Consider the following 11,882-nt stretch of genomic DNA (forward strand, 5'->3'; position numbering starts at 1 on the left):
GCGAGTGAATAGAAGCTGTCTATTAACGCAGAATTGGTGAGGCTATTCAAAAAGGAGTGAATAGAGGCTGTCTATTAACGCAAAATTGGTGATGCTATCCAAAAGGGAGTGAATAGAAGCTGTCTATTAACGCAAAATTGGGGAGGTCATCCAAAAGCGAGTGAATAGAAGCTATCTATTGACGCAAAATTGGTGATGCTATCCAAAAGGGAGTGAATAGAAGCTGTCTATTGACGCAAAATTGGGGATGCTATCCAAAAGCGAGTAAATAGAAGCTGTCTATTGACGCAAAATTGGTGATGCTATCCAAAAGGGAGTGAATAGCCCCCGTCTATTAACGCAAAATTGGCGATGCTATCCAAAAGCGAGTGAATAGACCCCGTCTATTAACGCAGATCGCACAAGATCATCCAAAAGCGAGTGAATAGAAGCTGTCTATTAACGCAAAATTGGTGATGCTATCCAAAAGCGAGTGAATAGAATCCGTCTATTAACGCAGATCGCACAAGATCATCCAAAAGCGAGTGAATAGAAGCTGTCTATTAACGTAGAATTGGGGAGGTCATCCAAAAGCGAGTGAATAGAAGCCGTCTATTAACGCCAAATTGGTGATGCTATCCAAAAGGGAGTGAATAGACCCCGTCTATTAACGCAGATCGCACAAGGTCATTCAAAAGCGAGTGAATAGAAGCTGTCTATTAACGCAGATCGCACAAGGTCATCCAAAAGCGAGTGAATAAAGGCTGTCTATTAACGCAGATCGCACAGGATCATCCAAAAGTGAATGTATAGAATCCACTTAACAACGCAAAACCGAAGATGCAGGTCAAAGCGAGTAAATAGCCCCCACCATTCAACTAACCCAACTTCTCCACTTTACCCCATTAATGCGTTATTCCGATTGCGTTTACAACCTTGAAACCCCGTGATATACTCCTAAACGGCAATTATTCAACTAAATTTTTAATAAAGAATGAAGTATGTCTAAAAACATAAGATACAGTCACGGGGGTGCGTTTAAATGATGATGATGAAAAAGTATCGTAGGCAGCCGATGAGCCCGATTCTTCAAACCATCATTGAATATATTTATGTTATTGTAGGAGCGGCTTTTATTGCTACAGCCTTTAATCTCTTTCTTCTTCCAAACAATGTAGCGTCTGGAGGAGTCGCAGGGATTAGTACGATCACGAAAGCCGTTTTTGGTTGGGAGCCAGCCTTTGTTCAATGGGCTCTTAATATCCCACTTTTTCTTTCGGGTGTCCTTGTTTTAGGGAAAAATTTTGGAATGAAATCGCTAGTTGGCACAATTGTTCTGCCGTTTTTTGTATACTTAACCAGTAATATGGAGGTTGTAACAACTAATCCTCTACTGGGAGCTATCTTTGGAGGAATGGGAGTTGGGATTGGTCTAGGTATCGTGTTTCGTGGAAAAGCATCCACGGGTGGGATTGATGTGGCTGCCCAGATTATCCATAAATTTTCCCATATTTCTTTAGGGCTTTGTATAGCTATGATTGATGGATTGATTGTTATAACCGCAGCTATGGTTTTCAACTTAGAACAAGGACTTTACGCACTGATAGGTCTTTTTGCTACTAGTAAAACGATTGATTTTGTACAAGTTGGGTTTAATTCTTCAAAAAATGTCATGATTATTTCGGATCAAATTGAAGAAATAAGAAAGGCCATATTAGAAGATGTGGATCGTGGAGTCACCATGCTTAGCGGAATCGGCGGTTATACCAATGAAGCAAAAAATATACTTATGTGTGTTGTTCATCAGAACGAATTCATTAAATTGACACAAATCATTAAGCGCGAGGATCCATCCGCTTTTGTCATAGCCATGAATGCCTCCGAGGTTCTTGGAGAAGGTTTTAAAACAAGTTAGTTGGGTATAATAAGCTTGAATTTACTACTAGGGGGGCTAATGAAAGTGAAAAAAATACTCATGGCTGTATTGTTTGGTTCGCTACTTGTGCTGTCTGCTTGTGGAGGAGATGATGAAGCAGAAAACACAGGGAATGACGCTAATACAAACAATACAACTCAAAATGATGCTGCCAATAATGGGGATAATGGAACTGTTGATGTGGCCCAAGCAGAAAAAATTTACAATAACACATGCGCCCAATGTCATGGTGAAAACTTAGAAGGTGTCGGTGGACCAAATTTAACACAAATTGGTGCCAAGTATGACAAAAGTGAAATTGAGCACATAATTAACGAAGGTCAAGGTGGAATGCCAGGGGGAATGGTAACGGAGGAAGAAGCAACTCTCCTTGCCTCTTGGTTATCAGAAAAACAATAGTTCGCGAGATATGAATTTAGATCACTTTCCAACATGGAAGTGGTCTTTTTTTCTGTCAGAAGTTTATCTCGCATGAACGGGCAGCCAACCAAGAAGCAAGCTTCACCAACAAGGATGAATAATTTAATGTTTTATTATTATGGAGTATGCCTCCACCTCAAGTATTAAGTGAAACGAAAAGATGTAGGCAGGGGATAAAAGTATTTCTTAACGAAAACGACCAAGTGAATCATTCAACTTCTATGTAAGATTTAACAATCAAACAAAAATATGTATAACTTTGTAGATTTATAGTATAGATTGCACAGATTAGCTTTGCTACAATAGGTGTATCGACAAAAAATAGGGTTCTTTTGCTCCTTTAAAAGAATATGACATGTCTGAAATGAAAATGTAATAATTTTTTGTCAAAAAAAATAGAATTTCGATGTTATAATAAGAAGCGTTAATATGTAGAAAAGAACTTTGAGTCATCTAGATAACACTACAACTTTAGATTACAGGTGGGAAGCTAAATGATTGAAATGCAAGGTGTTTATAAAACTTACTCAAATGGAGTTATTGCTCTTAATGGTATAGACGTTAAAATTGACCAAGGTGAATTTGTTTATGTGGTAGGTCCTAGTGGCGCTGGGAAATCTACTTTTATTAAGTTGATGTATCGTGAAGAAAGGCCGACAAAAGGAACGATTATCATCAACAATACTTCTTTATCCAAGGTAAAGGAAAGAATGATTCCACAACTTCGCCGTGATATAGGAGTGGTGTTCCAGGACTTTAAGCTACTTCCAAAGCTCTCAGTCTATGAAAATATCGCGTTTGCTCTAGAAGTAATTGAAGAGTCTCCAAGTCAAATCCGTAGACGAGTAATGGAAGTATTAGACCTCGTCAAGTTGAAAAATAAGGCTCGATTTAAACCGGACGAGCTTTCTGGTGGAGAACAGCAACGTGTATCGATTGCACGTGCGATTGTTAATCATCCGAAGCTAGTTATAGCGGACGAGCCTACAGGAAACTTAGATCCTGAGACGTCTTTGGATATCATGCGAATTTTTGAAGATATCAATGCGCAAGGAACAACGATTGTTATGGCAACACACAGTAAAGATATTGTGAATCGTTTCAAAAAACGCGTCATTGCTATTGAAAATGGTCTAATTACCCGTGACGAGGTTAGAGGAGGTTACGGTTATGAAGCTTAGAACCATTGGAAGGCATTTTCGTGAAGGTGCAAAAAGTGTTTGGAGAAATGGGTGGATGACAGTTGCATCTGTAGGAGCTGTTACAACGACCCTTCTTCTCGTAAGTTTCTTCCTAGCTATTATGCTGAACTTAAATGAAGTAGCAAACAATCTAGAGGAAGATGTTGAAATTAGAGCTTTAATCGAGCTAACTGCAGACCAGGCACAAATTGAAGCCTTAGGAAAACAGATTGAAAGAATTCCTGAAGTATCCTCGGTTGTATTTTCATCAAAAGATCAAGAACTTCAAAATTTAATTGCTAGTTTAGATGATGATGTATGGAAACTATACGAGCAAGATAACCCACTTAATCATGCCTACATTGTTAAAACGAAGGACCCCTTAGAAACAATCAATGTAGCCAAAGAAATTGAAACTTTTAACAACGTATTTCAGGTGAATTATGGACAAGATGTGGTTCAAAATCTCTTTACTTTCAATAACTATGCAAGAAGCGTAGGGATTGCCTTAATTGTTGCCTTAATATTGACGGCAACCTTCCTAATTTCAAATACGATCAAGATTACCATAATGGCTCGCAGTAGAGAAATTGGAATTATGAAGCTTGTCGGTGCAACCAACTGGTTTATTAGGTGGCCATTCTTCGTAGAAGGTATGCTGCTTGGAGTTTTAGGAAGTGTCCTTCCTGTGGCAGGTCTCCTAGTTGGATACAATTATCTAGTAGAGAATTCAAGCATGTTTACAAAATATAAATTCATTGAACTTTTACCTTTTAACCCATTTGCGTGGCAATTATCACTGATGATTGTCTTGATTGGAGCTATCATTGGAATATGGGGAAGTGTGATGAGTGTCCGCAAGTTTTTAAAGGTTTAAAAGATTACTAGTAAATGATCACAGGGTCTAGGGGAGGAGAAAGCGTAGATGAAGAGGATTTTATCTTACAGCACCATACTCGCTGTACTACTTCTATTACTCGTACCAGAAGCCACACTAACAGGTGCAGCAGGTTTATCAGATGTTAATAAAAAAATCGAAGAGCTTAATGAAAAGAAAAAAGAGTTGAATGAACAAAAAGGAAATCTGAGTTCGGAAGCAAAAACAACCGAACAAAAAATAGAAGAAAATCAGCAACAACAAGCACAGGTTAATCAACGGATCATCAAGTTACAGGATGAAATTGAAACAACGGAAAAGAGTATCGGACTTAAAGAACAAGAAATAGCGACAAATGTAAAAGAAATTGATGAAACGGACAAAGAGATAAAGCAACTTGAAACAGAAATAGAAGAAATGCAAGAAAGAATTGTGAAGAGAGATGAGCTATTAAAAAATCGTCTCCGTTCTCTTCAACAAAGTGGTGGGGAGGTTAGTTATTTAGAGGTTATAATGGGTGCACAAAGCTTCGGTGACTTTTTAAACCGTGCCACTGTAGTAAATAAAATCATGGACCAAGATAAAACTATTTTGGAAACTCATGTGTCCGAGAAAGAATCATTGGAAAATAAAAAAGTAGAAGTAGAAGATAAGAAGCAATCTTTGATAAAGAAAAAAGAAGACTTAGAAACACAGAAAAAGGAATTAGAAACTCTTCAAGCATCTTTAGCAGATAAAGTGGCAGAGCAGGAAGTACTACTTGCACAACTAGAGACTGAGGAATCAGAATTAGAAGAGTATAAATTAACCCTAGCTCAAGAGCAAGAAATTGTTCGTAGAGAGGCAGCAGCTCTTCAACAGGCAATCAAGCAGGCTGAAGAAGAAAAGAAAAGGTTAGAACAACTCTCACAGTCTAATTCTTATTCTGGTGGAGGCGGATTTTTCGCCTGGCCAGCAGGTACGAGAAATACAACTTCCGAGTTTAATCCATACCGTTTGCATCCTATATATAAAATTGTAAGACCCCATAGAGGGTTAGATATTGCTGCACGCGGCGATATCCCAATTTACGCTGCTGAATCTGGTGTGGTTTACATAGCGGATCGGTATTACGAGGGCTATGGCGCAGCAGGATTTGGGAATGTTGTGTTTATTACTCACTGGTTAAATGGTCAAGTGTACACGACGGTTTATGCTCATATGAGAGACATGAATGTAAGTGAAGGACAAACAGTTACAAGAGGACAACAAATCGGCTGGATGGGATCTACTGGTGATTCTACTGGACAGCATCTCCACTTTGAAGTCCATGAAGGTGGATATGGAAATGCCGTTAATCCTCGTAAATATTTACAGTAAAGGGTATAGTCAATTAGAGGGGATCTTCCCGACCGTTTAACGGGCAGCCAACAATGAAGCAAGCTTTACCAACAAGGATGAAAAATGTAATGTTTTATTTTCATGGGTGTAATACCCCCGCCTCAAGTCCTAAGGGAAACGAAAAGAGTAGGTAGGGTATAAAATGCCAGTAAATGTCCGATTGGTTCAAAGGCCTTTAGGTCATACCCTTGGAGCTAATAATCAGTGGGGGGACGCCCACTGATTGAAGTTTCACTTTATACAGGATAAATTTTACTAGACATGAAATAGAAATATGTGGCATAAAATAAATAGTGAGAAGGCATCGCACTTATCGGTGGGATGCTTTTTTGTTAAGATAAGAAAATATAAAATTTGTCTAGCTCCAGCGAAAAAGCTTCATTGAGTAATCTTCGAAGTTTTTGCCCCGAGTAAGGAAAGCTACATAGAGCTACTTCGCAGAAACAACTTGTTTCGAAGGGCGCTTGCGCTTTTCTAATCCACTATCAGAATTTATAATTTTAGTTGGGTGATAGTATAAGAAAAACTAGGGCTTTCGCCGGGGTAAGCCAAGTTTCTCTAAACAAATAAGAAAACTTTAATATTTGCAAAAGTGCAACTTAAGCATTCAATATTATGTCTTACTATCGAATGCTAAGTTTTCTAAATTTGTTTATTTTTTGCTATGATAGAAAAAGAGAATGTGTAGGGGTGATTAAATGAATGTAAAAAAACGGTATGTCGCATTGCTTATGGTAGTGTCTATGTTCTTAGGGGCTGCGGCTACATATGCTGGCGTTCAGCTGGCAGAATTTAGAAGTGATGTGGCGGACAAGTCTGCTGACAATGGATCTGTTACGCAAAACGGGGAATCCCCTACAGATACAGACGATCCAGTTGAAGAAGGCCCTCAAGAAGGTGGATTGGAAGATCTACTTCCATCTGAAGAGTTCAGCAAAATTCTTCAAGCTTATTCCCTAATCTCAGAGGAATTTGTTCATGATATGGATAGTACTGATCTAGTGGAGGGTGCAATCGAAGGGATGGTAGAAAAGCTCGAAGACCCCTACAGTGTGTATATGGATAAGGAGACTATGGAACAGTTTGCGGATTCCATTGGATCATCCTTTGAAGGAATTGGAGCAGAGGTAAGTATGGTTGAAGGCAAGGTTACCATTGTGGCTCCATTTAAGGAATCACCTGCAGAAAAAGCTGGCTTAAAGCCGAATGATCAAATTATTTCTGTTGATGGGGAATCCTTAGAAGGACTAAACCTATTTGATGCTGTCAACAAAATCCGTGGGGAAAAGGGAACAACAGTTACATTAGAGGTGCTTCGAGCAGGTGTATCGGAACCTCTGGAAATTGATGTTGTTCGTGATGAAATTCCAATTGAAACCGTTTATTCTGAAATAAAAGAAGTGGATGGTAAAAAAGCTGGAGTTATAGAAATCACCTCTTTTTCAGAAAAAACAGCACAGGAATTTTCAACACAATTAAAAGAGCTTGAAGATCAAGGAATCGAAGGATTAGTCATTGATGTTCGTGGCAATCCTGGTGGACTGTTCACTACGGTGCAGGATATCGTTCAGCACTTTATTACAAATGAAATGCCTTATGTTCAAATAGAGGACCGAAATGGAAAGGTAGACAAATACTTTTCTAAAAATAGCAAGCCAAAGGATTATCCGGTCAATATTTTAATTAATGAGGGCAGCGCTTCTGCTTCTGAAATTTTAGCAGCTGCCTTTAGAGAAGCAGGAAATTTCGAACTTATCGGAACAACTTCTTTTGGTAAAGGTACTGTTCAACAAACCATTCCATTAGGAGATGACGGAAGTACTTTAAAACTTACTTTATTTAAATGGTTAACTCCAGAGGGAAACTGGATTCATGAAAAAGGGGTAGAACCAACGATTAAAGTAGAACAACCAGAATATTTTTACTCCAATCCAATTCCAAAGGATGAAGTGGTAAATGAGCAATCAAGTGAAGACAAAGTAAAAAATGTTCAGATTATGTTAAAAGGAATCGGATTTACCCCTGGGAATACGGATGGAGAATTTGATAATGGTACTAAAAAAGCTATTGAAGATTTCCAACGTGACCAAGGATTGGATGTTACAGGTGAAGTAAATAAAGAAACTGCAGTGAAATTAGAAGATACCATTGTAGAAATGGCCAGAGATCCAAAAAATGATCTCCAAATGAAAAAAGCCTTAGAAGTTCTCTTCCAATAGAAAGCAGGATTTTCTATAGCTTTAAGCGAATAGATTACCGTAGTTGGTATGACCGACTACGGTTTTTCTTTTAAAGGCTCTACTAATTGGGAATCTTTTCATATGTAATAGGTTACAAGTGGCAGAAAAATATAATAAAATAATATTATAGATTAGATAGGCGAGGAGGCAGCGGAGTGGAAGAGTGGGGAATCGAATTATTAATAGGAATAGGAAAAACATTTTTGCTTCCAAGTTTATATTGGGGTTTTTTGGTGATATGGATCTCTTCCCTTATTAGAATCAGAGAGGAAAGAGAATCCTTAGGAGTACGTGTCTTCCCCCTTTTCTCTGAATTAAATGGCACGGTAGGTTTTGGATTATTATCTGGATTGATACTCTCTGTCTTTTTAATAGGTTTTTCCATCTCTCTCCCATTTGAAGTTTTTTTAATCTACTCGTTAGTTATGATTTTATTTAGCGCTGCTATTCGTTTTACATGGACAAGCCCTGCCTACACTCTTGGTGTTACATATTTATTAGTTTTACTTGTTCTTGGAATGGAGTGGAATTGGATTCCTTCCTCCATCTATTCTGCTTTTGATCACACTTCTCTTCCTGCAATAGCTATTTTAATTGCCCTTCTTCTTTTCGTAGAGGCATTCTTTATCTTGAGACAAGCGGACGCCCCCACATTCCCCATGATTCGCAAAGGGCATAGAGGGAAACCTATCGGACAACAGCAGTTCAAAAAAGGGATATTTGTTCCTTTTCTTTTATTAATACCTGGTGTAGGTGGTGTGGAAGCTTTAGTTCCATGGTGGCCAACCTTTGATATCAATGGGGAATCATTTGGATTTTTATTGGTCCCGTTTTTCTTTGGAGTCGAGCATGTTTTTCAAGGATTCCATCCAACCATAGGGAAAAGAATGTTAGGAAGATATTTATTTATCTTATCATTGGTTATTTTAGCCATAAGTATTGTTAGCATTTGGATCCCAATTGCGTCCCTATTTGCAGTTCTGGTTGGAATTATAGGAAGAGAAATCTGTTCCTTAGTCGTTCGTATGAAGGATCAAGCCAAAAATCCATACTTCTCCATTCAACCTGATGGCCTTTATATCGTTGGGGTGATCCAAGGGTCTCCAGCTGATCAAATGGGACTACGAATTGGAGAGAGAATTGAAAAAGTAAATAATCGTCCAGTTGCTTCTGAAAAAGATTTTTATAATGCTCTTCAAGCGAACGGTGCGTATACGAAGCTAGAGGTAAGAGGGGAATCAGGTGAAATTCGCTTTGCTCAGAGGGCAACCTATGAGGGTGAACATCATGAATTAGGCCTTATTTTCCTCAAGGAAGAAGAAAACTGGGAGGACTATAACGAAAAATAAAAGGAGGCTATCATCCGTTGGGGTGATAGCCTCCTTTTTTTGGCAGATAGTAAAGTATAAAACTTTCCTATCTCCATAAGAGCAACTAAGGCTTGGCGAATGCTAAGTTTTTCTAATACTATCAGAATTTATAAATTTTGTCGGTTGATAGTATAAGTAAAACTAAGGTTTGTCGTAAGCCAAGTTTTTTCTAATTAGTAAGTGAATGCAGTTCCAACGATGATTAATAAGATGAATAGAACTACAATTAACGCGAAGCCATTTCCAGTTCCTCCATTGTATCCATAGCCGTATCCACCATAAGTGTATGGTGCGCATCCGTAGTTGTCATAACCGTACATGTGCATAATCGCCACCTCCATGAAGATTTTTAAACATCTATCCCATCATTGATTAGTAACCGTAAGAAGTTCCCACAATGATTAGAAGAATAAATAATACTACTAATAAATAGAAGTTACCTACTACGCCATCAGACATGTCGACATTCCTCCTTTTTGAGTTGGAAAAACTTTTTGATTGATGGTGTACACCCATAATATATGTGTTCACCCAGAAAATGACTGGGTCATTCGCACAGATTTGGGCAATTTATTTAAAAAATTTGTAGTTTAGAAGACGGACAAGCTTTCATGTGACTTATTTGTGACAAGTTTAAATGAATGAGATAAACACCTTTTACCACTATAAAAACAGTTTAGATAGGTTTTAATATTTATTTCATCTTGTAGCCACAAATTGTTCACAAGAAAGGGTGTTTTGAGTGACTTGAATCACTTGTGGGAGTCTCAGTCGGCCTTATGATTAGGGTGAAAGGAAAACAAAGACCTTTCAGTGCCTGCTAGCAGCTTTTAATAACTTGGCAACAGTGTTTAACTAGAAAGTCAATAAAATTAAACAATGGGGTGTTTACTATGAAAAAGTTTAATTTAGTCGGACTAATTTTTAGTGTCGTATTTCTACTGTTTACGATTGTTGGTTGTTCAAGTGATAATGAGGATCAGGCTAAAAATGATAATAATCAAAAGCAGGATACAAATGATGTAGTGCAAGCTGAGGAAACCCAAAGCACTATCTTCGCTCCTCATAAAGATGTGAATCAAGAACCAGTACCGTTGAAAATGGAAAGAAACGGATCAGACGTATATATCGAAATGACTTCTCAAATTACAGACATTCCTATTACAAAAGATTTTATCTATAAAGCATGGACATTTAATGGAGAGGCTCCAGGGCCAGTTGTTGTAGTAAATGAAGGGGATACCATTCACTTCACTTTAAAAAATATCGACCCAGCCATTCCACATAGTATGGACTTTCATGCAGTACACGCAGCACCAAATAAAGATTTTGCCGACGTAATGCCCAATGAAGAAGGAACTTTTGTATACCAAGCATCTAAACCAGGTGTATTCATGTACCACTGTGGAACTAAACCAGTATTAGCGCACATCGCAAACGGAATGCACGGAACTATTATTGTGAAACCTACAGACGGGTATCCTACTGATGATGAAATAGATCGCGAATATGTAATCATTCAAAACGAGTGGTATAAGTACAATGATATGGATGATATGACAAACGGAGTACCATCTCAGGTTGTATTTTCTACAAAAGCTCTTAAAGAAGGTCAACCTAACACAAATGGAACAACCACTAGCTTAGTAGATTCTCCACTTACTGCTAAAGTTGGTGACAAAGTTCGTTTTTACGTAAATAACGTAGGTCCAAATGAAGTAAGCTCCTTCCACGTGGTAGGAACTATATTCGATGATGTCTATATCGACGGTAACCCATACAACCACATGATGGGTATGCAAACTGTTTTATTACCTGCAAGTGGTGGAGCGGTAGTTGAATTTACTGTTAAGAAAGCTGGAAACTATCCAATCGTTACACACCAATTTAACCACGCACAAAAAGGTGCTGTAGGAATCTTGAAGGTAACCGAAGATGGTCAAGATGACGGTGAAGCAGTAAGCGGACATTAATGAAATTTAAGCAAGGCAGCTCCTAGTGGGTTGCCTTGCTTTTTGTATGTCCGGTGTTTGCTAAGTTTAGGTTAATGTTTAAGTTTGGGCTGGCGCGAAGGATTGGTAAATTTGCTTTCAAATTAACGAAAGTGGCGAGGAATCGGCGCTGATTTTGTGGAGACGCGCGAAATCCGGGGAGACGCGTGCGGACTGGAAGTTGACGCACGGCAACCGGAAATAGACGCGCGTGGCCCAGAGATAGACGCGCGAAATCCGGGGAGACGCGTGCGGACTGGAAGTTGACGCACGGCAACCGGAAATAGACGCACGCCAACCGGAAATAGACGCGCGCCAACCAAAAATAGACGCACGCGGCCCAGAGATAGACGCGCGAAATCCAGGGAGACGCGCGCGGACCGGAAATAGACGTGCGCCAACCGAAAATAGACGCACGCGGCCCAAAGATAGACGCGCGAAATCCGGGGAGACGCGCGGGGACTGGAAGTTGACGCACGCCAACCGAAGATAGACGCGCGCGGCCCAG

10 protein-coding genes are annotated in these 11,882 nt (G+C 39.0%); 8 read left to right on the forward strand and 2 right to left on the reverse strand.

Features of this window, described 5'->3' with window-relative positions:
- Positions 1-1,027 precede the first annotated feature (1,027 nt).
- From RZN25_16935 to RZN25_16965, 7 genes are all read left to right on the forward strand, one after another.
- Positions 1,028-1,894: a YitT family protein gene (locus RZN25_16935; protein ID MEQ6378499.1), complete on the forward strand. Its 867-nt coding sequence runs from the start codon at positions 1,028-1,030 to the stop codon at positions 1,892-1,894.
- A gap of 39 nt (positions 1,895-1,933) precedes the next feature.
- Positions 1,934-2,314, forward strand: a complete 381-nt coding sequence (locus RZN25_16940; protein ID MEQ6378500.1) for a cytochrome c — start codon at positions 1,934-1,936, stop codon at positions 2,312-2,314.
- A 515-nt stretch (positions 2,315-2,829) separates the two neighbouring features.
- Positions 2,830-3,516: a cell division ATP-binding protein FtsE gene (ftsE, locus tag RZN25_16945; protein MEQ6378501.1), complete on the forward strand. Its 687-nt coding sequence runs from the start codon at positions 2,830-2,832 to the stop codon at positions 3,514-3,516.
- Positions 3,506-4,393 (forward strand): permease-like cell division protein FtsX, encoded by an 888-nt coding sequence (gene ftsX / locus RZN25_16950; protein ID MEQ6378502.1) that lies wholly within the window; start codon positions 3,506-3,508, stop codon positions 4,391-4,393. Before ftsE ends, ftsX begins: the two co-directional genes overlap by 11 nt.
- A 48-nt stretch (positions 4,394-4,441) precedes the next feature.
- The gene (locus RZN25_16955) at positions 4,442-5,752 is read left to right on the forward strand and encodes a peptidoglycan DD-metalloendopeptidase family protein (protein MEQ6378503.1); all 1,311 of its coding nucleotides are present in this window, start codon (positions 4,442-4,444) and stop codon (positions 5,750-5,752) included.
- Between the two features lie 719 nt (positions 5,753-6,471).
- On the forward strand, positions 6,472-7,992 hold the full coding sequence (locus RZN25_16960; protein MEQ6378504.1) for a S41 family peptidase: 1,521 nt from the start codon (positions 6,472-6,474) through the stop codon (positions 7,990-7,992).
- 176 nt (positions 7,993-8,168) lie between these two features.
- Positions 8,169-9,362, forward strand: a complete 1,194-nt coding sequence (locus RZN25_16965) for a PDZ domain-containing protein (protein MEQ6378505.1) — start codon at positions 8,169-8,171, stop codon at positions 9,360-9,362.
- 194 nt (positions 9,363-9,556) lie between these two features.
- Here RZN25_16965 and RZN25_16970 read toward each other — a convergent pair whose 3' ends face one another.
- Both RZN25_16970 and RZN25_16975 read right to left on the reverse strand, forming a co-directional pair.
- Positions 9,557-9,703 (reverse strand): YjcZ family sporulation protein, encoded by a 147-nt coding sequence (locus tag RZN25_16970; GenBank protein ID MEQ6378506.1) that lies wholly within the window; start codon positions 9,701-9,703, stop codon positions 9,557-9,559.
- 52 nt (positions 9,704-9,755) lie between these two features.
- Positions 9,756-9,842 (reverse strand): YjcZ family sporulation protein, encoded by an 87-nt coding sequence (locus tag RZN25_16975; GenBank protein MEQ6378507.1) that lies wholly within the window; start codon positions 9,840-9,842, stop codon positions 9,756-9,758.
- 434 nt (positions 9,843-10,276) lie between these two features.
- On the opposite strand from RZN25_16975, the gene RZN25_16980 reads away from it, so the two are divergent.
- Entirely contained in the window at positions 10,277-11,356 is a 1,080-nt protein-coding gene (locus tag RZN25_16980) for a multicopper oxidase domain-containing protein (protein MEQ6378508.1), read from the forward strand.
- Positions 11,357-11,882 lie beyond the last annotated feature (526 nt).

This window comes from Bacillaceae bacterium S4-13-56 (genome assembly GCA_040191315.1).
Taxonomy (GTDB): Bacteria; Bacillota; Bacilli; order Bacillales; family JAWJLM01; genus JAWJLM01.

What these genes read in the sequence shown, in the direction of transcription:
- ftsE (MEQ6378501.1), top strand. Translation starts at nt 2,830, where the DNA reads ATGATTGAAATGCAAGGTGTTTATAAAACTTACTCAAATGGAGTTATT.
- RZN25_16940 (MEQ6378500.1), top strand. Translation starts at nt 1,934, where the DNA reads ATGAAAGTGAAAAAAATACTCATGGCTGTATTGTTTGGTTCGCTACTT.
- ftsX (MEQ6378502.1), top strand. Translation starts at nt 3,506, where the DNA reads ATGAAGCTTAGAACCATTGGAAGGCATTTTCGTGAAGGTGCAAAAAGT.
- RZN25_16980 (MEQ6378508.1), top strand. Translation starts at nt 10,277, where the DNA reads ATGAAAAAGTTTAATTTAGTCGGACTAATTTTTAGTGTCGTATTTCTA.
- RZN25_16975 (MEQ6378507.1), bottom strand. Translation starts at nt 9,842, where the DNA reads ATGTCTGATGGCGTAGTAGGTAACTTCTATTTATTAGTAGTATTATTT.
- RZN25_16935 (MEQ6378499.1), top strand. Translation starts at nt 1,028, where the DNA reads ATGATGAAAAAGTATCGTAGGCAGCCGATGAGCCCGATTCTTCAAACC.
- RZN25_16960 (MEQ6378504.1), top strand. Translation starts at nt 6,472, where the DNA reads ATGAATGTAAAAAAACGGTATGTCGCATTGCTTATGGTAGTGTCTATG.
- RZN25_16970 (MEQ6378506.1), bottom strand. Translation starts at nt 9,703, where the DNA reads ATGTACGGTTATGACAACTACGGATGCGCACCATACACTTATGGTGGA.
- RZN25_16955 (MEQ6378503.1), top strand. Translation starts at nt 4,442, where the DNA reads ATGAAGAGGATTTTATCTTACAGCACCATACTCGCTGTACTACTTCTA.